Below are 25,740 nucleotides of genomic sequence, written 5' to 3'. Positions count from 1 at the left end.
TAAGCAGGCGCTTGTGGCCTGCTTTGGAAATTCTCAGGCAGTATTGCCCGATTTTTAACCCCTGTCTACTGGGCTAATGTAACGCTTTGATTATCAATCAGACGCGCCTGACCCAGCCAGGCGGCGGCCAGAATCACTGCGCGTTTGCTGGTTTCCGTCAGCTCCTGCAGCGTGTCGGCATCACGGATTTGAATGTCGTCGGCACGGAAGCCTTTTTCATTCAGTTCCTGTTCGGCAATGGCAATAATCTCTTGCAGCTCACGATTACCCGCAATCAGTTTTTCAGCGATGCTATTCATCACGTTGTATAGACCCGGCGCAATTTTGCGCTGCTCTGCGGTCAGATAAGCGTTACGTGAGCTGAGCGCCAGACCGTCTTTAGCGCGAATAATCGGCACGCCGACGATCTCAATGTCATAACTCATATCCGCCACCATTTTGCGGATCAGCGCCAGTTGCTGGAAATCCTTCTCGCCAAAGCAGGCGATATCCGGCTGGATCAGGTTGAACAGCTTGCTGACGATAGTCGAGACGCCGCGGAAATGACCTGGACGGCTGGCGCCTTCCAGCATGGTAGAGAGGCCGGGAACATCAACGTACGTCTGGCCTTCCAGCCCCTGTGGGTAGATTTCCTCAACGGCTGGCGCAAAGACATAATCGACTTTGCGTTTGTTCAGCTTTTCACAATCTTCCTGCAGCGTGCGCGGATAACGCACCAGATCGTCCGGCCGATCAAACTGCATCGGATTGACGAAAATGCTGACGATCACCACATCAGCCCGGGCTTTTGCCTCATCGACCAGCTTCATATGGCCGTCGTGCAGGTTGCCCATGGTGGGAACCAGTGCGACGCGTTTACCTTCCTGACGCAGACGACGAATATGCTGGCGCAGCAGCGGCAGGGTTTCAATGATTAGCACAACAAAACTCCTTGAGTTGCTTGATGATCCTGCCCGATGGCGCTGCGCTTATCAGGCCTACATCCGTTGAGGATCTGTAGGCCGGATAAGACGCGTCGCCATCCGGCACGGTCAGAAAAATTAGTGAAAGCTGTGTTCTTCGCCCGGATAAACGCCGGACTCCACTTCAGCCATATACTGCTGTACGGCGGCGCGCATGTCGCCCGCTTCGGCAAGGAAATTTTTCGCGAATTTTGGAATATGACCGCCGGTGATGCCAAACGCATCGTGCATCACCAGGATCTGACCGTCGGTGACGTTGCCCGCGCCGATGCCGATCACCGGAATCGACAGCGCTTCCGTGACGCGCTTCGCCAACTCAACCGGCACGCATTCCAGCACCAGCAGTTGAGCGCCAGCGGCTTCTAAAGCCAGCGCATCATCCAGCAGTACCTGCCCGGCGTCGCCGCGGCCCTGAATTTTATAGCCGCCGAAGATATTCACCGACTGTGGCGTTAGCCCCAGATGACCACAAACCGGCACGGCGCGTTCGGTGAGCATTTTCACCGTATCAACCAGCCAGGCGCCGCCTTCAATTTTGACCATATTGGCCCCCGCACGCATCACGATAGCCGCGTTTTCAAACGCCTGTTCCGGGGTGGCGTAAGCCATAAACGGCAGGTCGGAGAGCAATAGACAGTTGGGCGCGCCACGTCGCACGGCACGAGTGTGGTAAGCGATATCTTCCACGGTGACCGGCAGGGTGGAGTCGTGCCCCTGAATCGTCATGCCCAGTGAGTCGCCAACCAGCATCACATTGATACCTTCGTCGGCAAATAACTTAGCGAAGCTGTAGTCGTAGGCGGTAATTGTCGCGAAGCGTTTTTTCTCTTGCTTGCATTTCTGCAGCAGTGAAATAGTGGTGGGTTTCATAACGTTTCCTGATGGTAAAAGTTATATTTCCCGGCATTCTAACAGTCATATTCAGGGGGGCAATTGATTTAAGCAATCGTTTGGCGCTAAAGCAGTAAACGCTAAAGGGGAGGCGATGTTTTACCAGTGGGCGGGTTTTGCAGCACCAAGATGGGTGAGATGCTGATGCAGGCTGATACCATCCGGAAAGATCAGATCAGGAGCGATTTCGAATAACGGCCACAGCATAAAACCGCGGTTTTTCATGTCGTAGTGCGGCACGGTCAGACGGTCGGTGTTAATGACTTCATCGCCAAACAGCATAATGTCGAGATCCAGCGTGCGCGGCCCCCAGCGTTCGGCCTTGCGCACCCGGCCCTGTTGCAGCTCAATGCGCTGGGTATGGTTAAGCAATTCTTCGGGGGCGAGAGCGGTATCCAGCGCCACCGCAGCGTTCAGGTAATCGGGCTGATCCTGTGGGCCAAGCGGCGGCGTGCGGTAAAACGAAGAAACCGCGACGATACGGCTATCGGGAATGTCGGCGATAGCCTTCAGGGCGGCATTGACCTGCTCCAGCGGAGAGGCCAGATTACTGCCAAGCGCGATATACGCGATCGTCATACGGTGCCCTCGCGGCGCGGCGCGCGTTTGCGCGGACGTGAACGACGGCGGCGTGGAGCAGGATCGTCGTCCAGCTCGTTGAGCATCCCTTTTTGTTCCGGCGGCGCGGAAGCCTGAAACTCGGCCCACCACTGCGCCAGACGTTGCAGTTCAGTATTATTTTCCACCTGAGCGCGCAGCTCCAGCAAATCAAACGCGGCGCGGAATTTGGGATGTTCCATCAGCTTCCAGGCGCGTTTGCCCTGACGACGGGACATGCGTAACTGAAGCTGCCAAATATCACGGGTCAGCGTGGTAAGGCGTTTCGGGATCGCCAGTGAACGGCAGGCCTCATCCAGCACGTCATTCATGGCCAGCGCGAAAGCATCGTAATAGGCAAGGCCGCTCTCCTGAGCGATTTTTTGCGCCATCTCCAGCAGCGGATACCAGAACATGGCGGCAAACAAAAATGCCGGGTTAACGCGCATCTCGTTACGGATGCGGTTATCCGTATTCTTCAACACCTGTGCAATGATGCGTTCCATTGCGCTGTCGCCGTTTTCGGTGAAATAACGCGTAATGGTAGGAAACAACGGCTGGAAGAGGTGGTATTCCCGCAGTTGTTGATAGGTTTCATAACCGTTCCCCGCCTGCAACAGCTTCAGCGACTCTTCGAACAGGCGTGCGGGAGGAATGTCGTTTAGCAAGGTTGCCAGACGCGGGATTGGCTCAGCCGTTTCAGGGCTGATACGCATATTGAGCTTCGCAGCGAAACGCACGGCGCGCAGCATTCGAACCGGATCTTCGCGGTAGCGCGTTTCCGGATTGCCGATCAGGCGAATCACGCCTTCTTGCAGATCCTGCATCCCGCCGACGTAATCGCGCACGGTAAAATCCGCCACGCTGTAGTAAAGGCTGTTGATGGTGAAATCGCGGCGCTGGGCATCTTCTTCGATAGAGCCGAAGATGTTGTCGCGCAGCAGCATACCGTTTTGCCCACGCTGGGAGGTCGTACGGTCGCTTTCACTGCCTTCATGATGACCACGAAACGTTGCCACTTCGATAATTTCCGGGCCAAACATCACGTGAGCCAGGCGGAAACGACGCCCCACCAGACGGCAATTGCGGAATAATTTCCGTACCTGATCCGGTGTTGCGTTGGTGGTCACGTCGAAATCCTTCGGCTTTTTACCGAGCAGGAGATCGCGGACGCCGCCGCCGACCAGGTAGGCTTCATAGCCCGCTTTGTTCAGCCTGTACAGTACCTTGAGGGCATTTTCACTGATATCTTTGCGGGAGATAGCGTGCTGTTCACGCGGGATAATCGTCATATGTGGACGGGCGACGGCTTGTTCTGCCTCGCTCTCCTCGCGGCTTAACACCTTACGGCAAAAATTAGCGACTCGGGTAAAAATAGCGCACCTCGGTAGTGTCATACATTAATAAGATCAACTTACTCTATGTCTTTCGCATTACGGCAGACGGGCGTAAGAGAGCAACGCGACCTGGGCTGTAAGCATCATTAACGCCGCAGCAATGCGAAAGACGATGAGCAAAAATAGCGGCTAATCATAGCTCAGCGAGACGCATTTGAGAATGCCGGATTTACATTAGCCGATGTGGGTACGGCTGTAAGCCTCCAGTGCGCCACTGCAAAGCGCAGCAACTCCTCAACAGACATCTCCTGCCACGCTACGACGTCGCGTTGGCCTAAAAAGCGCAATGCCTGGACCAGTACCGGGCGCGGATCGCCTGTCGCAAGCGCAGGGGCATGATTTTGCTTGGAAAGTTTAGCGCCTTGTTCGTTGAGCGCCAGCGGAAGGTGCACGTAGCCTGGCGCACGCCAGCCAAACTGTTTATACAGCGAAAGTTGTCGGACAGTGGGTTCGATTAAATCTGCGCCGCGGACGATCTCCGTCACCCCCTGAAAATGATCGTCGACCACCACGGCCAGATTATAAGCAAACAGTCCGTCGCGGCGGTGGATAATAAAATCTTCGCTCGCCAGCTGTGGGTCAGCCTGGATGTCGCCGCGCAAGGCATCATGGAAATGCATCACCGGATGCTGCTGTTTAATTCTGACGGCGGCATTCTCCGGCCCGTGGCATAACGTCCGACAATGGCCGTCGTAAATACCGCCCAGACGTTGAATGCGCGAGCGGGGGCAAGTGCAGTAGTAGCTCAGTCCCTGCTCGTGAAGCCAGGCCAGCGCCTCGCGATAAGCCTCATGACGCTGTGATTGCCATAAGACCTCGCCATCCCAGTGCAGGCCGTAATGTTCCAGCTGGCGCAGAATGGTCGCTGCGGCACCGGGAACTTCACGTGGGGGGTCGATATCCTCGATGCGAACGCGCCAAATTCCGCGTTGCGCACGGGCTTGTAGATAGCTGCCGAGGGCGGCGATTAACGAGCCGAAATGCAGTTCGCCGGATGGCGACGGCGCGAAACGGCCAATATAGTGTGAGTCAGTCATGCTGCGGGCAATAAAGAATAAGGCGGGAAAACTCCCGCCTGTCATAAATAGGGTAGAAACGAACGGGATTAACCCGCCATCTGTTTTTCGCGAATTTCAGCCAGCGTTTTGCAGTCGATGCACAGATCGGCTGTTGGACGCGCTTCCAGGCGGCGGATACCAATCTCCACCCCGCAGGACTCGCAATAACCGAAGTCTTCATCTTCCACTTTCTTCAGCGTCTTCTCGATCTTTTTGATCAGTTTGCGCTCACGGTCACGATTACGTAACTCCAGGCTAAACTCCTCTTCCTGCGCGGCGCGATCGACCGGATCGGGGAAGTTGGCGGCTTCGTCCTGCATGTGCGTCACAGTGCGATCGACTTCATCCCGGAGTTGATTACGCCATGCTTCAAGAATACGCTTGAAGTGCGATAGCTGGGCTTCGTTCATATACTCTTCGCCCGGTTTCTCCTGGTACGGCTCCACCCCAGCGATGGCGAGAATACTCAGGGACGATGTTTTACGGTTTTGCCCTTCTTGCATGTTGCTTCTCCTTAACACGCACTATCGATCCCCATGTTCGGGGGAAAATCAGGTCGCTATAAATAGCAGATGCTTTTCCGGATAGCAATTATCTAAACGTAACACTTGACAACCCTGTGAGGAAAAGCGTATTTACGCACGCGGCCAGAATACTTAATAATCAGGCTGTTATTCCACTACAACGTTATGGGCACTGGTTCGTTCAGTTCCATTTTTGTGGCTGAAAGTTCTGCTTTATAAGCTAAAACTTCCACGCCTTTATTCTGAGCCTCGCTCAATAGCTGCGCGTATTTTATATCGATATGACGTGCGGGGGAAAAACGTGTAATGGCGGAGTGCAGCACCGCGAACACCACCACCGCGCGATGACCTGCCGCCGCAACGCCCATCAACTCCCGAAGATGTTTTTGCCCTCGTTCGGTGATGGCGTCGGGAAAATAACCGTTTTCTTTTTCCGCTAACGTGACCGATTTCACTTCAATATAGCAGTCCGGGCGGAAATCTGCCTGTAACATAAAATCTATACGGCTGCGCTCGGCGCCATATTTGACTTCACTTTTCAGAATATTGTACCCCGCCAGCGCCGGCAGGCGATTCTCCTGAATCGCTTCTTTCGTTAGCTGGTTCGCCCGCAGCGTATTCACGCAAATGAATGCGCCGGATTGCGTTTCAGTCAATTCCCAGGTATGCGGATATTTGCGTTTAGTATTTTCTGATGTCGAATACCAGACGGTATCGCCAGGCGTGGCGCAGCCGGTCATCGCGCCGGTATTAGGACAGTGCAGCGTAAGCGTTGTACCGTCAGGGGTGATCACATCGGCTAAAAAACGTTTATAGCGCTGAATCAGCGTAGCGCGTTGTAAAGGGGGGGAGAATAGCATCGACATTCCTTCATTATTATTCGCCCAGCGTCCAGCGCTGCAGCTCGGCATAGCGGGTACGGCCTTGCCCATACGAAGAGGCGTAAAGCGCAAACGACGTGACCGGAAATGACCAGCAAAAGCCCGGCGGCGGGATAGCCACCGTATGGCTGGCGTCGCGCAGCAGCGTAATATGCGGGTGAAAAGGCTGCGGGCTTTGGTAACAACCGCTGCGGGCGGCCTGCGCGCGCAGCATATTAGCCAACTGCAACAACCCGCGCGGCGGCTGGCGCATCCCCAGCCACACCACGCGTGAACGCAGCCACTGACCGGCGTCATCCAGATGTAGCGTAAAGCCCGGCTGGCGAATTCGTCCGGCCAGTTGCGCAAGCGCGCGCTGCTTATCGTTACTGACGTCGCCTAAAAAGGCCAGCGTCAGATGTAGGTTCGCCGCTGCCACGGGGCGTCCGTCTTCAGACGCAAAATGGGCGGCGCGCCAGGCGATAATTTGTGCGCGCGCGTCGTCGGGTAAGTCAATCGCAAAAAACAGCCGTTTTGGCTCAGACATAGGGATACTCGGTTATGGATTAACACGATGCTACAATGCGGCGCAAAGAAAGTTAACCCCGTGGAGCCGTTTGTGACGTCATTGCCCGTTGCCGCCGTATTGCCTGAATTGTTGACAGCCCTAAAAATCGCGCCGCAGGTTTTGTTGTCCGCGCCTACCGGGGCGGGGAAATCCACCTGGCTGCCGTTGCAACTCCTGCAACAGGGGCCGGTTGCTGGAAAAATCCTCCTGCTTGAACCGCGTCGTCTGGCGGCGCGTAATGTCGCGCAGCGTCTGGCGGAAGCGTTGAATGAAAAGCCTGGCGAAACGGTAGGTTACCGGATGCGCGCGCAAAGCTGCGTGGGGCCGCGTACCCGGCTGGAAGTGGTGACAGAAGGCGTATTGACCAGAATGATTCAGCGCGATCCCGAATTACGCGGCGTGGGGCTGGTGATACTGGATGAATTTCATGAGCGCAGTTTACAGGCGGATTTAGCGTTGGCGCTGTTGCTGGATATCCAGCAAGGGCTCCGTGACGATCTCAGGCTGTTAATTATGTCTGCGACGCTGGATAACGACAGGCTTTGTCAGCGACTGCCTGATGCGCCGACGATCGTCTCGGAGGGGCGCGCGTTCCCGGTGGATCGACGTTATCAGCCGCTCGCGGCGCATTTGCGTTTTGATGAAGCCGTCGCGATGGCGACAGCGGAACTGTTGCGCAATGAAAACGGTTCGCTGTTGCTATTTTTACCCGGCGTAGGCGAAATACAGCGCGTTCATGAACATCTGGCGTCGCGGGTAGGGAGCGATGTCCTGCTTTGTCCTCTGTATGGCGCATTGTCTTTGGAGGCTCAACGCAAAGCGATTGTTCCCGCCCCCGCCGGGATGCGTAAAGTGGTATTGGCGACTAACATTGCCGAAACCAGTTTGACGATTGAAGGGATTCGTCTGGTCGTCGATAGCGCTCAGGAGCGCGTGGCGCGATTTGACGCGCGAACGGGACTGACGCGGCTGGTTACGCAGCGTATCAGTCAGGCGTCAATGACGCAGCGCGCGGGGCGCGCCGGACGATTGGCGCCGGGAATCTGTTTACATCTGTTGGCCAAAGAACAGGCGGAGCGGGCGGCGGCGCAAAGCGATCCGGAAATCTTACACAGCGACCTTTCCGGTTTATTGATGGAGGTGTTGCAGTGGGGATGTCACGATCCGGCATCGCTTTTCTGGCTGGACAGGCCGCCGGAGGTGAATCTTCAGGCCGCCCGCCGTTTATTATTGATGTTAGGCGCGCTGGAGGGCGAGCGGTTAAGCGCGCGGGGCCGGAAAATGGCGGCAATGGGTAACGATCCGCGCCTGGCGGCGATGTTAGTCAACGCCGGCGAGGGCGATAGCGCCGCCACTGCCGCCATGCTCGCGGCCATCGTTGAGGACCCGCCGCGCGGCGGCGGTACGGATTTAAGCGTAGTATTTTCGCGGCGACAGCCGGGCTGGCAGCAGCGTAGCCAGCAGCTTTTAAAACGGCTGCAGGTGCGTAATGGCGAGCCGGATAGCGCGCTTATTATGCCGCTGTTGGCCAGAGCGTTTAGCGACCGCATCGCGCGGCGTCGTGGTCAGGAAGGGCGCTATCAGTTAGCCAATGGTATGGGCGCGATGTTAGATGCGGATGACGCGTTGGGACGTCATGAATGGCTGATCGCGCCGCTGTTACTGCAAGGTAGCGCCTCGCCGGACGCCCGAATATTGTTGGCGCAGCCGCTGGATATTGCCTCGCTGATTCAGGCGTGTCCTGATTTACTGCGCCAGTCCGACACGGTTGAATGGGACGAGGCGCAGGGAACGTTGAAAGCATGGCGCAGAATGCGTATTGGACAGTTGACGGTTAGCGTTCAGCCACTGGCGAAGCCGTCTGAAGAGGAGCTTCATCAGGCGATGCTGAACGGCATCCGCGATAAAGGTCTGTCCGTCCTTAACTGGACGCCGGAAGCGGAGCAGTTCCGTCTGCGTCTGCACTGTGCGGCGAAATGGCTGCCGGAATATGACTGGCCTGCCGTGGATGAGGCGTCGCTGCTGGCGACTCTGGAAAATTGGTTGCTGCCGCACATGACAGGCGTACAGTCGTTACGAGGGCTAAAATCCCTGAACGTTAATCAGGCGTTACGGGGACTGCTTGACTATGCCATGCTGCAACGTCTGGATAGTGAACTGCCTGGGCATTACACTGTGCCGACGGGAAGCCGAATAACGATTCGTTATCATGAAGATAACCCGCCCGCGCTGGCGGTCAGAATGCAGGAAATGTTTGGCGAAGCGAAGACCCCAACCATCGCTCAGGGCCGCGTGCCGCTGGTGCTGGAACTGCTTTCGCCAGCGCAGCGACCGCTACAGATTACGCGCGATTTAAGCGCTTTCTGGCAGGGGGCGTATCGCGAAGTGCAAAAAGAGATGAAAGGCCGTTATCCCAAACATGTCTGGCCGGACGATCCGGCGAATACGGCCCCAACGCGGCGCACGAAGAAGTATTCGTGACGTGTTATACGTTGCCTCCAGGCCAGATAAGGCGTTAATCGCCATCCGGCAAAAGGGTAAATTGAGAGATTTCTTCTTCTGTCGTCTGGCGGAAGAATAGAGAATCGGGCCTTTGCGCCTGTATGTTGCGGAGAAAAAGCATGGCGGGGAATGACCGCGAGCCGATTGGACGTAAGGGGAAACCGTCACGTCCTGTGAAACAAAAGGTGAGCCGTCGTCGGCAGCATGACGACGATTATGATGATGACTATGAGGATGAAGAACCGATGCCGCGTAAAGGTAAGGGCAAAGGGCGTAAGCCTCGTGGCAAGCGCGGCTGGCTGTGGCTATTGCTAAAACTGTTTATCGTTTTTGTGGTGCTGTTCGCCATTTACGGCGTCTATCTGGATCAAAAAATCCGCAGCCGTATTGATGGCAAGGTCTGGCAGCTTCCGGCGGCGGTATATGGTCGGATGGTGAACCTTGAGCCAGACATGCCTGTCAGCAAAAACGAGATGGTGAAATTGCTGGAAGCGACGCAGTATCGTTTGGTGACGAAGATGACCCGTCCCGGCGAATTTACCGTGCAGGCCAATAGCATTGAGATGATCCGTCGTCCGTTTGACTTCCCGGACAGCAAAGAAGGGCAGGTGCGCGCGCGGCTGACGTTCAGTGACGGGCGTCTGGAAACCATCGTCAATCTGGATAACAACCGCCAGTTTGGCTTCTTCCGTCTCGATCCGCGGCTTATCACCATGCTTTCTTCGCCAAATGGCGAGCAGCGTTTATTCGTCCCGCGCAGCGGTTTCCCGGATCTGCTGGTCGATACGCTGTTGGCGACGGAAGACCGTCATTTCTATGAGCATGATGGCATTAGTCTTTACTCTATCGGGCGTGCGGTACTGGCCAACCTGACGGCGGGACGTACGGTGCAGGGGGCAAGTACGCTAACCCAGCAGCTGGTGAAGAACCTGTTCCTCTCCAGCGAAAGATCATACTGGCGTAAAGCGAATGAAGCCTACATGGCGCTGATCATGGATGCCCGTTACAGTAAAGATCGTATTCTTGAGCTGTACATGAACGAGGTCTACCTCGGTCAAAGCGGGGACAATGAAATTCGCGGTTTTCCGCTGGCGAGCCTGTATTACTTTGGTCGTCCGGTAGAGGAGTTGAGCCTCGATCAGCAGGCGTTACTGGTGGGGATGGTAAAAGGGGCGTCGATTTATAACCCGTGGCGCAACCCGAAACTGGCGCTGGAGCGTCGTAACCTGGTGTTACGCCTGTTACAGCAGCAGAAAATCATCGATCAGGAACTCTATGACATGCTGAGCGCGCGTCCGCTTGGCGTACAGCCGCGCGGCGGCGTTATTTCACCGCAGCCAGCGTTTATGCAGATGGTTCGTCAGGAACTGCAGGCGAAGCTGGGGGATAAAATTAAAGATCTCTCCGGCGTGAAGATCTTCACCACCTTTGACTCCGTGGCGCAGGATGCCGCAGAAAAAGCCGTTGTCGAAGGCATTCCGGCGTTGAAGAAGCAGCGTAAATTGAGCGATCTGGAAACCGCGATGGTGGTAGTGGATCGCTTTAGCGGCGAGGTGCGCGCGATGGTTGGCGGGGCGGAGCCGCAGTATGCCGGCTATAACCGTGCCATGCAGGCGCGCCGTTCCATCGGGTCGCTGGCGAAACCGGCGACCTATCTGACCGCGTTAAGTCAGCCGAACTTATACCGTCTGAACACCTGGATTGCCGATGCGCCGATTTCTCTGCGCCAGCCGAATGGTCAGGTCTGGTCGCCGCAGAACGACGATCGTCGCTACAGCGAAAGCGGGAAAGTGATGCTGGTGGATGCGTTAACTCGCTCAATGAACGTACCGACGGTCAATCTGGGGATGGCGTTAGGTTTACCGGCGGTAACCGATACCTGGACGAAGCTCGGCGTGCCGAAAGATCAGCTCAATCCGGTTCCGGCGATGCTGTTAGGGGCGCTGAACCTGACGCCGATCGAAGTGGCGCAAGCGTTCCAGACTATCGCCAGCGGCGGAAATCGCGCGCCGTTATCAGCGCTGCGTTCGGTTATTGCGGAAGATGGTAAAGTGCTGTACCAAAGTTATCCGCAAGCTGAACGCGCCGTACCGGCACAGGCGGCTTACCTGACGCTCTGGACAATGCAGCAGGTCGTCCAGCGTGGTACGGGGCGTCAGCTTGGCGCGAAATATCCGGGTCTGCATCTGGCCGGTAAAACCGGGACGACAAACAACAATGTCGATACCTGGTTTGCCGGTATCGACGGCAGCCAGGTGACTATCACCTGGGTAGGCCGTGATAACAACCAGCCGACGAAATTGTACGGCGCCAGCGGCGCGATGGCGATTTACCAGCGCTATCTGGCGAACCAGACGCCGACGCCTTTAGTTCTGACGCCGCCGGAAGATGTGGTGGATATGGGCGTTGATTACGACGGTAATTTTGTCTGTAGCGGCGGTATGCGCACTCTGCCGGTCTGGACGGACGATCCAAATACGCTGTGCCAGCAGGGCGAGATGATGCAGCAGCAACAGCAGCCGTCAGGCAATCCGTTCGATCAGTCGTCTCAGCCGCAGCAGCCTGCGCAGCAACAGCCGCCGAAAGAAGAGAAGAGCGATGGCGTTGCCGGCTGGATTAAGGAGATGTTCGGCGGCAATTAATCACGGTAATAGTACCGGGTGGCGCTGTGCTTACCCGGTCTACACCGTTACGACCCCATTATGTGCGACGTAGGCCGAATAAGACGCTTACGTCGCCATCCGGCAAATCCCCTATAAATAACATTTCAGTCTAATTTATTAACCCTTCCTTTTCATCTGGTTATTTCTTAACCCCTTAGTTTTCGTAGGGCCGCGTATCGCTTGCCATTGCGACGATATTTCGCCTATCATGCTGCGGTTATAATAATAATTATCGTTTACGTTATCATTCACTTTCATCAGAGATATACCAATGGCGCGTCTTAAAACTGCTCAGCCAAACTCCTCACTGCGTAAAATCGCAGTTGTAGTAGCCACAGCGGTTAGCGGCATGTCTGTCTATGCACAGGCGGCGGTTCAACCGAAAGAAGAAACCATTACCGTAACCGCAGCGCCTGCCGCGCAGGAAAGTGCCTGGGGACCGGCTCCGACCATCGCCGCGAAGCGTTCCGCCACCACCACCAAAACTGATACACCTATCGAAAAAACGCCACAGTCGGTTTCGGTGGTCACTAACGAAGAGATGCAGATGCATCAATTCCAGTCAGTAAAAGAAGCGTTGGGTTACACGCCGGGTGTAACGGTAAGCAGCCGCGGCGCTTCCAATACCTATGACTTCGTGATTATCCGTGGCTTCTCTTCCGTCGGCCTGAGCCAGAACAACTATCTGGATGGCCTGAAATTGCAGGGGAACTTCTACAACGATGCGGTTATTGATCCCTACATGCTTGAGCGTGTTGAGTTGATGCGTGGCCCAACGTCCGTCCTCTACGGTAAGAGCAACCCGGGCGGTATCATTTCGATGGTTAGCAAGCGGCCGACTACTGAGCCGCTGAAAGAAATTCAATTCAAAATGGGGACGGACAATTTGTTCCAGACCGGTTTTGATTTTAGTGATTCCCTGGATGACAACGGTGAGTTCTCATATCGTCTGACGGGGCTGGCGCGTTCGACAAATGAGCAGCAAAAGAGTTCTGAGTCGCAGCGCTATGCGATTGCGCCCTCTTTTACCTGGCGTCCTGATGAGAAAACGAATTTTACGTTCCTTTCTTATTTCCAGAACGAACCAGAGACCGGCTACTACGGCTGGCTGCCGAAAGAGGGAACGGTTGAACCGTTACCGAATGGTAAACGCTTGCCGACAGATTTCAATGAAGGGGCGTCAAACAATACCTATTCTCGTAACGAGAAAATGGTGGGATACAGTTTCGAGCATGGCTTCAACGACACTTTTACCGTGCGCCAGAATTTACGTTTTGTCGAAATGAAAACCGCGCAAAAAAGCGTCTATGGCACGGGGATTGCGGCGGACGGCCATACGCTTAACCGCGGTACTATCGTTGACAACGAGCGTTTACAGAATTTCAGCGTAGATACACAACTGGAAAGTAAATTCGCGACCGGCGATATTGATCATACGTTGCTGACGGGTGTCGATTTCATGCGTATGCGTAATGATATTAACGCGACGTTTGGTAGCGCGCCGTCAATCGATCTCTATAACAATTACCATCCTGAATACTTTGCTTTCGGCGGCGCTGAGCCGTACCAGATGAACGAAAGTAAACAAACAGGCCTCTATGTTCAGGATCAGGCGGAATGGAATAAGTGGGTATTTACTCTCGGCGGCCGCTATGACTGGTCTAAACAAGCGACAACGGTGCGTCAGAATTCCACTACGCCGACAGAAGGATATATTGAACGTAATGACCACCAGTTCACCTGGCGCGGTGGCGTAAACTACGTATTCGATAATGGAATTTCACCTTACTTCAGCTATAGCCAATCTTTCGAGCCAAGCGCCTTCGATTTGTGGAGCACCCCACGCGTTTCTTACAAGCCGTCAAAAGGCGAGCAATATGAAGCAGGGGTGAAATATGTACCGAAAGACATGCCGGTTGTTGTTACGGGTGCCGTTTATCAGCTGACCAAAACCAATAACCTGACCGCCGATCCAACCAACCCATTAGCGCAGGTGCCGGCAGGCGAAATTCGTGCGCGAGGTGTAGAGCTGGAAGCCAAAGCAGCATTGACGGCTAACATCAATATGACGGCGTCTTACACTTATACTGATGCTGAATACACGAAAGACACTAATCTGAAAGGGAATACGCCAGAGCAGGTGCCTGAACACATGGCGTCGTTGTGGGGCGATTACACCTTCAACGAAGGTCCGTTGTCAGGTTTAACGCTGGGAACAGGCGGTCGTTTTATTGGTTCCAGTTACGGCGATCCGGCTAATAGCTTCAAGGTAGGCAGCGCAGCGGTGATGGATGCGGTCGTCAAGTACGATCTGGCGCGTTTTGGTATGGCGGGCTCCAGCATTGCGGTTAACGTTAATAATCTGCTCGACCGCGAATACGTCGCCAGCTGCTTCCAGACCTACGGCTGTTTCTGGGGCGCAGAACGTCAGGTCGTTGCAACGGCAACCTTCCGTTTCTAATTTCTTTTTGGGCACGGCTTGCCGTGCCCGTTTTACAAGTTGGCTGCGATGCAGGAAAACCACATTCATTCCGATACCACCTTTGCGCTGCGAAGCGTCGCCTTTCGTGTGCCGGGCCGCACGCTTTTACACCCTCTCTCGTTAACGTTTCCCGCAGGTCGCGTCACCGGACTTATCGGTCATAATGGTTCCGGTAAATCCACGCTGTTAAAAATGCTGGGCCGCCATCAGCTGCCTTCCGAAGGGGATATTCTGCTCGACAATCAGCCGCTGGCGAGCTGGAGCAGCAAGGCGTTTGCCCGCAAAGTTGCCTATCTGCCTCAACAATTGCCACAGGCGGAAGGAATGACGGTGCGCGAACTGGTGGCGATTGGCCGCTATCCGTGGCACGGCGCGCTGGGACGCTTTGGCGTCGCGGACCGGGAAAAAGTAGACGAGGCGATTACGCTGGTCGGCTTAAAACCGCTGGCGCATCGTCTGGTAGACAGTCTTTCCGGCGGTGAACGCCAGCGCGCGTGGATTGCCATGCTGGTCGCGCAGGATAGCCGTTGTCTGCTGCTGGATGAGCCGACGTCAGCGCTGGATATCGCCCATCAGGTGGACGTGCTGGCGCTGGTGCATCGTTTAAGCCAGCAGCGCGGGCTGACGGTGGTTGCGGTGCTGCACGATATCAACATGGCGGCCCGCTACTGTGATTATTTAGTCGCGCTACGCGGCGGTGAAATGATTGCGCAAGGAACGCCTGCGGAACTGATGCGCAGTGACACGCTGGAACAGATTTACGGTATCCCGATGGGTATCCTTCCGCATCCGGCGGGCGCGGCACCTGTGAGTTTTGTGTATTAATGCGTGATTTATATCCTCTTACTCGCCGCCGTTTATTAACGGCGATGGCGCTCTCGCCGCTGCTGTGGCAAATGAATACGGCGCAGGCTGCCGCTATCGATCCCCGCCGGATTGTGGCGCTGGAGTGGCTGCCGGTTGAGCTGCTGCTGGCGCTCGGTATTACGCCGTATGGCGTGGCGGACGTGCCAAATTATAAGCTGTGGGTTAGCGAACCGCCGTTGCCGGATTCGGTGATTGATGTGGGTCTTCGCACTGAACCCAATCTCGAACTGCTGACGGAGATGAAGCCGTCGTTTATGGTCTGGTCGGCAGGCTACGGACCCTCGCCGGAGAAACTGGCGCGGATCGCGCCGGGGCGCGGGTTCGATTTTAGCGACGGCAAAAAGCCGCTGGCGGTGGCCCGACGCTCGCTGGTTGAACTGGCGCAGACGCTGAATCTGGAAGCTGCGGCAGAAAAACATCTGGCGCAATACGATCGCTTCATCGCCAGCCAGAAGCCGCATTTTATCCGCCGCGGGGGGCGTCCGTTACTGATGACGACGCTTATCGATCCGCGGCATATGCTGGTGCTCGGCCCGAATTGCCTGTTCCAAGAGGTGCTGGACGAGTATGGCATTGTCAATGCCTGGCAGGGTGAAACCAACTTTTGGGGCAGTACGGCGGTCAGTATCGATCGGCTGGCGATGTATAAAGAAGCGGATGTAATCTGCTTCGATCACGGGAATAGCACCGATATGAACGCGCTGATGGCAACGCCGCTGTGGCAGGCCATGCCGTTTGTCCGCGCCGGGCGTTTTCATCGGGTGCCCGCCGTTTGGTTCTATGGCGCGACCCTCTCCACGATGCATTTTGTCCGCATCCTGGATAACGTGTTGGGAGGAAAAGCGTGAGCAGAAAACGTGAAATGCCGGATGGCGGCGCGAAAAGCGCCTTATCCGACCTACGGTTTGGGCGCTTTGTAGGCCGGATAAGGCGAAGCCGCCATCCGGCGTTGCTGTTATTGGCGCTGTTTGTTGCCACCTGCTGGCTGACATGGGTTAACTTCTCCGTTGCGCTACCGCGCAGCCAGTGGCAACAGGCTATCTGGTCACCGGATATCGACATCATTGAGCAGATGATTTTTCATTACAGCCTGCTGCCAAGACTGGCGATTTCGCTACTGGTGGGCGCGGGACTTGGGCTGGTAGGCGTCCTGTTCCAGCAAGTATTACGTAACCCGCTGGCGGAACCGACCACGCTGGGTGTGGCGACCGGCGCGCAATTGGGGATCACGGTGACTACGCTTTGGGCGATTCCCGGCGCGCTGGCGACGCAGTTTGCCGCCCTGACGGGAGCCTGTATCGTCGGCGCGCTGGTGTTCGGCGTGGCGTGGGGCAAACGTCTGTCGCCAGTGACCCTGATCCTCGCCGGGCTGGTGGTTAGCCTCTATTGTGGCGCAATCAACCAGTTACTGGTGATTTTCCACCACGATCAGTTGCAAAGCATGTTTTTATGGAGCACCGGAACGCTAACGCAAACCGACTGGAGCGGCGTGCAGCGTCTGTGGCCGCAGTTGCTGGGCGGTGTGATGCTCACGTTATTGTTGTTACGCCCGATGACGCTGATGGGGCTGGATGACGGCGTTGCGCGTAATCTGGGTCTGGCGCTGTCGTTAGCGCGTCTGGCGGCGCTGTCGCTGGCGATTGTGTTGAGCGCTCTGCTGGTCAACGCGGTGGGCATTATCGGTTTTATCGGCCTGTTTGCGCCGCTGCTGGCGAAAATGCTTGGCGCAAGACGTCTGCTGGCGCGCCTGATGCTGGCGCCGCTCATTGGGGCGCTTATTTTGTGGCTATCCGATCAGATTATCCTTTGGCTAACCCGCGTATGGATGGAGGTTTCCACCGGGTCAGTGACGGCGTTAATCGGCGCGCCGCTGCTCCTGTGGCTGCTGCCGCGGCTTAAAAGCATGAGCGCGCCGGATATGAACGCCAGCGATCGTGTGGCGGCGGAACGTCGGCACGTTCTTGCTTTTGCCGTTGCCGGTGGCGCGCTCCTGCTGCTGGCAACATGGGTCGCCCTCTCTTTTGGTCGCGACGCGCACGGCTGGACGTGGGCGAGCGGAACGCTGCTTGAAGAACTGATGCCGTGGCGCTGGCCGCGGATACTGGCGGCGTTAATGGCGGGCGTCATGCTGGCGGTGGCGGGCTGCATTATTCAGCGTCTGACCGGTAATCCAATGGCCAGCCCGGAAGTGCTGGGGATCAGTTCCGGAGCCGCGTTTGGCGTGGTGTTGATGCTGTTTTTGGTGCCGGGGAATGCTTTCGGTTGGCTACTGCCTGCCGGAAGCCTGGGTGTGGCGGCGACACTGCTGATTATTATGATAGCCGCCGGGCGCGGCGGTTTCTCACCGCAACGGATGTTGCTGGCGGGGATGGCGCTCAGCACCGCGTTTACCATGCTGCTAATGATGCTCCAGGCGAGCGGCGACCCGCGGATGGCGGAAGTATTGACCTGGATCGCAGGATCTACCTATAACGCCACTGACGGGCAGGTTACGCGAACCGCGATCGTAATGGTGATTTTGCTGGCACTTGTGCCGTTGTGTCGCCGCTGGTTAACGATTTTGCCTCTGGGCGGCGATGCCGCGCGCGCGGTGGGCATGGCGCTTACGCCGTCGCGTATCGCGCTGCTGGCGCTGGCGGCTTGTTTGACGGCAACCGCGACGATGACCATTGGGCCGCTGAGTTTCGTTGGACTGATGGCGCCGCATATTGCGCGGATGCTCGGTTTTCGCCGGACGATGCCGCATATGGTCATCTCGGCGCTGGCAGGGGGCGTTTTACTGGTCTTTGCCGACTGGTGCGGCAGGATGGCGCTATTTCCGTATCAGATCCCGGCGGGACTGCTTTCAAGCTTTATTGGCGCGCCGTATTTTATCTATTTGCTACGTAAACAGAGCCGGTAAAAAAAGGCTGTGCCACATTTATGTCGGGTGGCAGCCATGCTCAACCCGACCTACAAATTACACAATATCAATATGTTGTGGCAATATTTTGTAGACCTAAAAATAGCTGAACGCTATCAGGTGCGAGAGCTGTCCTGTCACGTTTTATCGAGGGAATTCTGCTTTTATTTTCAGCAAGAAGCAGGTGTTATTTCTGTATCGATAAGTCATGTGCTATTTCAGTGGCGCGCCGCTGTCTCCTGAACAGGGTGACTAATTTCAACATATCCAGGCCCGAAACGTTGATGATAAATTGCGGCATGATCTATCCAATAATAAGAATTACCGGTTTCGGTATTAAGCCTTTTTAAATATTAAGATGCGGATGCCGCATCTTTAATGCATCTCGTAAATCAATTTTAATTTAATAATAAATTTTCATTATAAAACTTCGATAATAAAATATTATTTTTTTATCGAAGTAATAAAAAACAACTCTATTAAAATAAATTAATTGCCACGAGTAAACAAAAAAAATGTAATTTAGCATTTTTTGTTTTTTTTAATGAAATTTATACCAAAAATAAATGTTACGCGTCATTGCTATATATTCAGTACTGTAATTCTGATCTTTTTTTATTCATTTTGACATGTTTATTGCTTTTTTGGCTCTCCCGTCTTGCTTGCTTTGTTTGTTTTTTGAACGGTAAAAATATTTATTATTTAATTCTGATAATCCTTTAAATAAAAAACACTTGTCTTTGGGTTTTTAATGGAAAATACTTCACCGCGCCTAAGGGATGTTATTTATTAACGTGTTGTTTGCTTCTTTTGAATGTTGCATCGGCAATTTCATAACTCGTCATATAATATATATCTACTAATATAAACATGGGGTATTGAGTATAACTCCGTGTGAATAGCGTAAAAATACTCACCAACTTTTAATAAGGATGAAAAATGAATACAGCAGTAAAAGCTGCGGTTGCTGCCGCACTGGTTATGGGTGTTTCCAGCTTTGCCAATGCTGCAGGCAGTAATACTGGTACGGTGACTTTTACCGGTACTATTGAAGATTCACCGTGTTCAATCGTGGTTGGCGACGAACACCAGACCGTTAACCTGGGCCATATCGGTACCGGTTCTCTGATGGGCGGTAAAGAATCTTCAAAAGTCGATTTCCATATCGGTCTGGAAAACTGCGCATTCACCACTGAGAAAGAAGCGTCTACCGTTTTCTCTGCCATCGGTAACGAATCCAGCGCTAATCCGGGCAGCGTTGCGCTGATGCGTATCGGCGGCGGCGAAATGGCGGGTTCCAGCATTGTCATCGGCTACCACCTGGGTTCCGCGATCAAATTGGGCGACGCTTACAGCGAAAATCTGACGATGAACGGCAGCGTTGCGGCGGCGAAACAGACTCTTAACTTCAAAGCCTGGGTGAAAGGCGATTCCGCTGCCAGCACTATCGATACCGGCGAATTCAGCAGCACCGTAAACTTCACGATCAGCTATCTGTAAGTGAAATATCATCCTGCGGCAGTCTGCCGCAGGATAATGCTTAAAGTAAAAAAATAGATTATATATTTCAGGGATAGATTGTCTGATGGCTCACTATAAAAAATTTCGTCTGAGCACGCTTGCGGCCGTGGTGGGTATTGTTCTGGCTGTCGGTCCGGAAAATAGCTATGCGGAAGCGCCCATTCAATTTAATACCCGATTTCTTGATGTTAAAGATGATGCCAGCCTGGATCTCTCCCGTTTTTCCCGTAAAGGCTACATTATGCCGGGGAGCTATCATCTCCAGGTGCTGGTCAATCAGAGTCAAATTGCCCAGGATAATGTTATTACGTATTCCGTTGATAATAACGATCCTGATAACACCTATCCCTGTTTATCGCCTGAACTGGTATCGCTGCTGGGGTTAAAACCTGAAATAGCAGATAAAATGATCTGGATAAATGCCGGTCAGTGTCTGCAACCAGATCAACTGGAAGGGATGGAAACCCAAACGGATTTAAGCCAGTCAACGCTGACGGTGATTATTCCGCAGGCCTATCTGGAATACAGCGATGAAGAGTGGGATCCACCTTCCCGCTGGGATGAAGGGATTCCCGGCGTATTATTTGACTACAACGTTAACAGCCAGTGGCGACATGCTGAACATGATGACGGCGATAAGTATGACATCAGCGGCAACGGCACGGTGGGTGCCAACCTCGGCGCGTGGCGTTTGCGCGCGGACTGGCAGGCTAACTATCGTCACGAAAATGACAGCGAAGATAAAGACAACTTTGGCTCCAGTTCCGAACAGAACTGGGACTGGAACCGCTATTACGCCTGGCGGGCGATCCCACAGCTCCGGGCGCAGCTAACGCTGGGCGAAGGATCGCTGGAATCCGATATTTTCGACGGCTTTAACTATGTTGGCGGCAGCCTTATCACCGACGATCAGATGTTACCGCCTAATCTGCGCGGCTACGCCCCGGATATATCAGGCGTGGCGCGCACCAACGCCAAAGTCACCGTGACCCAGCGCGGGCGGGTGATTTATGAGTCGCAGGTCCCGGCAGGGCCGTTTCGCATTCAGGATATTAATGAAACGGTATCCGGCGATCTACACGTCAAAATTGAAGAACAAAGCGGTCAGGTGCAGGAATATGACGTCAGCACCGCCTCCATTCCGTTTCTGACCCGTCCCGGCCAGGTGCGCTACAAGTTGGCAGCCGGGCGACCGCAGGACTGGGATCACAATATGGAAGGCGGCTTTTTCACCTCAGCCGAAGCCTCCTGGGGGATCGCTAACGGCTGGTCGCTGTACGGCGGTGCCATCGGTGAGCAGGATTATCAGGCGCTGGCGTTAGGACTGGGGCGCGATCTGGCGCTGCTGGGCGCGTTTTCCGTCGATGTCACCCATTCCCGTGCGACGCTGCCAGAGGGTAGCGCCTACGGCGACGGCACCATTCAGGGTAACTCGTTCCGTGCCAGCTACGCTAAAGATTTTGATGATATAGACAGCCGTCTGACGTTTGCTGGTTATCGCTTTTCCGAAGAAAACTACATGACGATGGACGAGTTTATCGATACGCATAATGACGATAACGATCGTCAGCGCACCGGCCACGATAAAGAGATGTATACCCTGACGTACAGCCAGAACTTTTCGGCAATAAACGTCAACGCCTATATCAACTACACCCATCGCACCTACTGGAATCAACCTAACCAGGACAGCTATAACCTGACGCTGTCGCACTATTTCGATGTCGGCGAGGTGCGCGGGATCAGTCTGTCGGTGAACGGTTTTCGCAACGAATATGACAATGAGCGTGATGACGGCGTGTACGTCTCGCTCAGTATTCCGTGGGGCAACAACCGCACGCTGAGCTACAACGGCTCCTTTAGCGATGACAACAACAGCAATCAGGTCGGCTATTACGAGCGCATTGACGATCGCAATAACTACCAGATCAACGCTGGCCGCGCGGATAACGGCGCGACTCTCGACGGCTATTACCGTCATCAAGCGAGCTATGCCGACATTGACGTCAGTGCGAACTATCAGGAAGGCGACTATACCTCCGGCGGGCTGAACATCCAGGGCGGCGCGACGCTGACTGCTAAAGGCGGGGCGCTGCACCGCACCAGCGTCAACGGCGGCTCGCGGCTGCTGGTGGATGTCGGCGATGAAGCGAACGTACCCATCTCCGGCTACAGCACGCCGGTATATACCAACGCGTTTGGTAAAGCCGTCATTGTCGACGTCAACGACTACTACCGCAACCAGGTGAAAATCGACATTACCCAGTTGCCGGAAGACGCGGAAGCAATCCTCTCCATCGCTCAGGCGACCCTGACGGAAGGGGCGATCGGTTATCGCCGCATGGAGGTGCTCAGCGGTAAAAAAGCCATGGCCAGTATCCGCCTGCGCGATGGCGGCACGCCGCCCTTCGGCGCAGAGGTTTACAACAGTCGCCAGCAACAGTTAGGGATCGTAGGTGAAGACGGCAGCGTTTATCTGATCGGCATTAACCCCGGCGAGCGGTTGCAGGTGACATGGGAAGGTAAAACGCAGTGTGAAGCGGCGTTGCCCGATCCGCTGCCGGGCGATCTGTTTAGCGGCCTGTTGCTGCCGTGCATCGGCGACGCTTCATCACCTGAGGCAACGCAGCCCGAAGAGAAACCATTACTCCAGCTTCATACGCAGCGGCGGACGTCTTCGACGCAACCCGAAGCGCTCTCTTCTCGTTATCCAACACATTGATTCAGGAAACCGCATTCATGATGCCATTAAAACGTTATAACCTGGCCGCTGTTTTGCTGCTTTTGCTGGGCGGCTACGGTAGCGCCCAGGCCGCCATCGCGCCCGATCGCACCCGCCTGGTGTTTCGCGGCGAAGATAAATCGATAAGCGTCGATCTGAAAAACGCCAACAGCAAACTGCCCTATCTGGCGCAGTCCTGGGTGGAAGATGAGAAGGGCGTCAAAATCACCTCGCCTTTAATCGTCGTCCCACCGGTCCAGCGCATTGAGCCGTCGGCAATCGGACAGGTCAAAATTCAGGGGATGCCGGCGCTGGCGTCGCTCCCCAAGGATCGGGAAACCCTTTTTTATTACAACGTGCGCGAAATTCCGCCGCAAAGCGACAAGCCCAATACGCTGCAAATCGCCCTGCAAACGCGCATCAAAGTTTTTTACCGTCCGCAGGCGCTGTCGAAAATCGATATGCAGCATCCCTGGCAATACAAAATCACCCTTCAGCGTCAGGGCAATGGCTATCAGGTGAGCAACACAACCGGCTACTACGTGGTGTTAAGTAACGCCAGTAACCGCATGGACGGCACACCAGCCAGAGGCTTTAGCCCATTAGTGATTGCACCAAAAAGCAACGTGACGCTGGGAGGGGACGCCAGTGAATTAGGTCGCTCGCCTGTGCTGACTTACGTCAACGATTATGGCGCGCGGTTACCGCTGATTTTTAACTGTACTGACAACAGTTGTGCGGTAGATGAAGCAAAAAGCAGAAAGTCGTAACCGACAAGGAGGCGCAAGATGAGGCAATGGCGGTTACGGCTGGGTACGGTAACGTGTGCGGCCATGCTGAGTGCGGTCAGTATGCCGCTGGCAGCGGGAAGTAAGACGGTCAACATGACGCTGACGATAGTCGTTAATGCCGCGCCGCCCTGTACTGTGACCGGCGGTGAGGTGGAATTTGGCAATGTGTTGACGACGAAAGTGGATGGGGTGAATTACCGGCAGGCGGTGGGCTATCGCCTGAGCTGTAACGGCAGAGTGAGCGATTACCTGAAGTTACAGATTCAGGGGAATGCGGTGACTATCAATGGCGAGTCGGTATTGCAAACCGATGTCGATGGATTGGGTATCCGTCTGCAAACCGCCACGGATGGCGCGCTGATTTCACCCGGCAATACGCAATGGTTGTCATTTCAATACAGCGGCGGCAGCGGTCCGGCCATTGAGGCGATTCCCGTCAAAAATAATGGCGTAACGTTAACAGGTGGCGCGTTTAACGCAGGCGCCACGTTGGTGGTGGATTACCAATGAAAAAAATAGTTTTGACGATGTTAATGGGGGGCAGCCTTGCCGCACAGGCAGCCGATAATCTTAAGTTTCACGGCACATTAATTTCACCGCCGAATTGTACGATTAACAATGATCAGACGATCGACGTTAAGTTCGGTAACCTGCTGATTAATAAAATAGATGGTACGCGTTATGCGCAGAATGTTCCGTATGAGATCACCTGTGATTCAACGGTGCGCGATGAGACGATGGCGATGACCCTGACGCTAAGCGGTTCCGTGAGTGATTTTAATCCGGCGGCGGTAAACACCAGCGTGGCGGGGCTGGGGATTGAACTCAGGCAGAACGACCAACCCTTTACGTTGGGGGCCACCATTACGGTGAATGAACAATCGATACCTGTTCTGAAAGCCATACCGGTTAAAAAGAGCGGTGCTTCGCTGAAAGAAGGCGGCTTCGATGCGACGGCAACATTACAGGTGGATTATCAGTAATGGCTAAAAGACAGGCGTTATTACACGGCGCGGCCTGCATCCTCTGTGGGGCGCTGATATTGCCGGTCTCAGCGGCAGATAACCTGCATTTTTCCGGTAGCCTGGTGGCCAGTCCTTGCACGCTCACGATGCAGGGGACGGGGATTGCCGAAGTCGATTTTTCGTCGCTTGACAGTTCTGATTTCACTCCCGACGGCCAGTCTGCTCGTAAGCCTTTGGTGTTTGAACTCACGGATTGCGATTCGGCGCTGAGTAACGGGGTGCAGGTGACTTTCACTGGAACCGAAGCGACCGGAATGCGCGGTATCCTGGCCATCGATAGCCATTCAGGTGCTTTTGGGATCGGGATTGGTATTGAAACGCTATCCGGCGTTCCCGTGGGCATGAACGATAAAGAGGGTGCGATATTCACGCTGGTGACGGGGAATAACGCGCTAAACCTGAATGCCTGGGTACAACGCCTTCCTGGCGAGGACCTGGTTCCGGGAACGTTCTTCGCAAGCGCACTAGTTACCTTTGAGTATTTATGATGAGAAGCATACAGATTTTATTTTTACTGTTGGCGGTCGTTTGTTGCCGTTCAATAGCGGCGGGACCCATGCTGAAAGCGACGTTTTCAAGCACCACGATGTATTATGGTATTGGCCCTAATAGCGACAAATCTATTGTGGCGGAGGTGACGATAGCGACTCCGGAGGGAGTGTACTATGGCTCCTGGAACCTTTCGGGACATCGTAAAGGAGAAACGCTAACCGCAGACTCCTGGTCTGGGCCAGAACCTGCGCCGAAGGTTGTATTGAAGGATTTTGATAACACTGTTTCGCGATCTGCGTGCAAGAATCTTCCCTCGAACTGGAGGGGGTGTGGTTCTTTTACCCTGGAGATTACGGTACAAAGCGATGATTATGGTTGCCCCTGGCTGGCGTCGAGCCATATCGTTGCTACCACTTTTATCACTAACGAAACGTATTCCCCGCCGGATACGCGCAGCTCAGTTTGCCCGAAAGTTCCCGTTGATACTTTTGATATCTCCTGGGATGCGAACGTTTCGAAACAGAAAACAACCCTCATGCTTGATGCCACCGGTGGCACGGTGAATCGCACGTTACATACCTATTTGATGGAGGGGGGGAAACTGTGCGATGGCAGCAAATTTGACAACCGTGGCGCTTATTGCCGTTTTGTCTCATCGGGTATTACGCTCAATGTGCTGGGCTGCGACCAGTCGAGCGTCACGACCAGCGCCGTTGATCATCCGATAACCGATGTTGAGCTTCATGACATTAATGTAGCGGTGAACACCCGCAACATTGGCTCCGGGCAGTTCACGTCGACCTGTAGCTTCCAGTATATTATTGATGAGCTTTAGGGGGGCTGGGTGTTTGGCGAAGATTCACGCTAACCTGGTATGAACCAAAAAAAAACCGGGTGGCGGCTTCGCCTTACCCGG

21 protein-coding genes are annotated in these 25,740 nt (G+C 54.6%); 13 read left to right on the top strand and 8 right to left on the bottom strand.

Annotated features, from left to right (window positions below):
* Nucleotides 1-65: 65 nt before the first annotated feature.
* The 8 genes from panC to thpR form a co-directional block, all read right to left on the bottom strand.
* A complete protein-coding gene (gene panC, locus J4728_RS17250; RefSeq protein WP_000905348.1) occupies nt 66-920 on the bottom strand; it encodes a pantoate--beta-alanine ligase in 855 nt (284 codons plus the stop codon).
* A gap of 120 nt (nt 921-1,040) precedes the next feature.
* Nucleotides 1,041-1,832 carry a 3-methyl-2-oxobutanoate hydroxymethyltransferase gene (gene panB / locus J4728_RS17245; RefSeq protein ID WP_000805493.1) on the bottom strand — a complete coding sequence of 264 codons (792 nt, stop codon included), beginning with the start codon at nt 1,830-1,832 and terminating at the stop codon, nt 1,041-1,043.
* Nucleotides 1,833-1,952: 120 nt separating this feature from the next.
* The gene (folK, locus tag J4728_RS17240) at nt 1,953-2,432 is read right to left on the bottom strand and encodes a 2-amino-4-hydroxy-6-hydroxymethyldihydropteridine diphosphokinase (protein WP_000150773.1); all 480 of its coding nucleotides are present in this window, start codon (nt 2,430-2,432) and stop codon (nt 1,953-1,955) included.
* Nucleotides 2,429-3,826: a polynucleotide adenylyltransferase PcnB gene (gene pcnB, locus J4728_RS17235; protein ID WP_125540466.1), complete on the bottom strand. Its 1,398-nt coding sequence runs from the start codon at nt 3,824-3,826 to the stop codon at nt 2,429-2,431. The genes folK and pcnB overlap by 4 nt, the downstream gene beginning before the upstream one ends.
* 161 nt (nt 3,827-3,987) lie before the next feature.
* On the bottom strand, nt 3,988-4,884 hold the full coding sequence (gene gluQRS / locus J4728_RS17230; RefSeq protein WP_000132295.1) for a tRNA glutamyl-Q(34) synthetase GluQRS: 897 nt from the start codon (nt 4,882-4,884) through the stop codon (nt 3,988-3,990).
* Nucleotides 4,885-4,952: 68 nt separating this feature from the next.
* Entirely contained in the window at nt 4,953-5,408 is a 456-nt protein-coding gene (gene dksA, locus J4728_RS17225) for an RNA polymerase-binding protein DksA (protein WP_001155232.1), read from the bottom strand.
* Between the two features lie 176 nt (nt 5,409-5,584).
* Nucleotides 5,585-6,289: a DNA/RNA nuclease SfsA gene (sfsA, locus tag J4728_RS17220; protein ID WP_001577042.1), complete on the bottom strand. Its 705-nt coding sequence runs from the start codon at nt 6,287-6,289 to the stop codon at nt 5,585-5,587.
* 16 nt (nt 6,290-6,305) lie between these two features.
* A complete protein-coding gene (thpR, locus tag J4728_RS17215) occupies nt 6,306-6,836 on the bottom strand; it encodes an RNA 2',3'-cyclic phosphodiesterase (protein WP_001294175.1) in 531 nt (176 codons plus the stop codon).
* 72 nt (nt 6,837-6,908) lie between these two features.
* Between thpR and hrpB the strand changes: the two genes are divergently transcribed.
* The 13 genes from hrpB to stfH all read left to right on the top strand — a co-directional run bounded on the left by hrpB (nt 6,909) and on the right by stfH (nt 25,659).
* Nucleotides 6,909-9,338: an ATP-dependent helicase HrpB gene (gene hrpB, locus J4728_RS17210; protein ID WP_208212125.1), complete on the top strand. Its 2,430-nt coding sequence runs from the start codon at nt 6,909-6,911 to the stop codon at nt 9,336-9,338.
* 140 nt (nt 9,339-9,478) lie between these two features.
* Nucleotides 9,479-12,001 (top strand): bifunctional glycosyl transferase/transpeptidase, encoded by a 2,523-nt coding sequence (gene mrcB, locus J4728_RS17205; RefSeq protein ID WP_000918127.1) that lies wholly within the window; start codon nt 9,479-9,481, stop codon nt 11,999-12,001.
* A gap of 292 nt (nt 12,002-12,293) precedes the next feature.
* A complete protein-coding gene (gene fhuA, locus J4728_RS17200) occupies nt 12,294-14,483 on the top strand; it encodes a ferrichrome porin FhuA (protein WP_000113220.1) in 2,190 nt (729 codons plus the stop codon).
* Nucleotides 14,484-14,531: 48 nt separating this feature from the next.
* Entirely contained in the window at nt 14,532-15,329 is a 798-nt protein-coding gene (gene fhuC, locus J4728_RS17195; RefSeq protein WP_001157197.1) for a Fe3+-hydroxamate ABC transporter ATP-binding protein FhuC, read from the top strand.
* Nucleotides 15,329-16,219, top strand: a complete 891-nt coding sequence (gene fhuD, locus J4728_RS17190) for a Fe(3+)-hydroxamate ABC transporter substrate-binding protein FhuD (RefSeq protein WP_001205358.1) — start codon at nt 15,329-15,331, stop codon at nt 16,217-16,219. Before fhuC ends, fhuD begins: the two co-directional genes overlap by 1 nt.
* Nucleotides 16,220-16,233: 14 nt before the next feature.
* Entirely contained in the window at nt 16,234-18,273 is a 2,040-nt protein-coding gene (gene fhuB / locus J4728_RS17185; protein ID WP_208212152.1) for a Fe(3+)-hydroxamate ABC transporter permease FhuB, read from the top strand.
* Nucleotides 18,274-19,212: 939 nt separating this feature from the next.
* Nucleotides 19,213-19,773: a fimbrial major subunit StfA gene (gene stfA, locus J4728_RS17180; RefSeq protein ID WP_208212123.1), complete on the top strand. Its 561-nt coding sequence runs from the start codon at nt 19,213-19,215 to the stop codon at nt 19,771-19,773.
* Between the two features lie 85 nt (nt 19,774-19,858).
* Nucleotides 19,859-22,516 carry a fimbrial biogenesis outer membrane usher protein gene (locus J4728_RS17175; RefSeq protein WP_208212121.1) on the top strand — a complete coding sequence of 886 codons (2,658 nt, stop codon included), beginning with the start codon at nt 19,859-19,861 and terminating at the stop codon, nt 22,514-22,516.
* A 17-nt stretch (nt 22,517-22,533) separates the two neighbouring features.
* Nucleotides 22,534-23,286, top strand: a complete 753-nt coding sequence (gene stfD / locus J4728_RS17170) for a fimbrial chaperone StfD (RefSeq protein ID WP_000982723.1) — start codon at nt 22,534-22,536, stop codon at nt 23,284-23,286.
* Nucleotides 23,287-23,304: 18 nt separating this feature from the next.
* Nucleotides 23,305-23,817, top strand: a complete 513-nt coding sequence (locus tag J4728_RS17165; RefSeq protein WP_001250313.1) for a fimbrial protein — start codon at nt 23,305-23,307, stop codon at nt 23,815-23,817.
* On the top strand, nt 23,814-24,290 hold the full coding sequence (gene stfF, locus J4728_RS17160) for a fimbrial minor subunit StfF (RefSeq protein ID WP_079943303.1): 477 nt from the start codon (nt 23,814-23,816) through the stop codon (nt 24,288-24,290). The genes J4728_RS17165 and stfF overlap by 4 nt, the downstream gene beginning before the upstream one ends.
* Nucleotides 24,290-24,820, top strand: coding sequence for a fimbrial protein (locus tag J4728_RS17155; protein WP_001129315.1), 531 nt, complete (start codon nt 24,290-24,292; stop codon nt 24,818-24,820). The genes stfF and J4728_RS17155 overlap by 1 nt, the downstream gene beginning before the upstream one ends.
* On the top strand, nt 24,820-25,659 hold the full coding sequence (stfH, locus tag J4728_RS17150) for a fimbrial adhesin StfH (RefSeq protein WP_023243417.1): 840 nt from the start codon (nt 24,820-24,822) through the stop codon (nt 25,657-25,659). Before J4728_RS17155 ends, stfH begins: the two co-directional genes overlap by 1 nt.
* Nucleotides 25,660-25,740: the final 81 nt, after the last annotated feature.

The organism is Salmonella sp. 32070601201500089SM (assembly GCF_017573605.1).
GTDB classification, from domain to species: Bacteria; Pseudomonadota; Gammaproteobacteria; order Enterobacterales; family Enterobacteriaceae; genus Salmonella; species Salmonella enterica.
The sequence above is the reverse complement of the archived record's forward strand: the minus strand, read 5'-3'. Positions and strand labels throughout refer to the sequence as shown.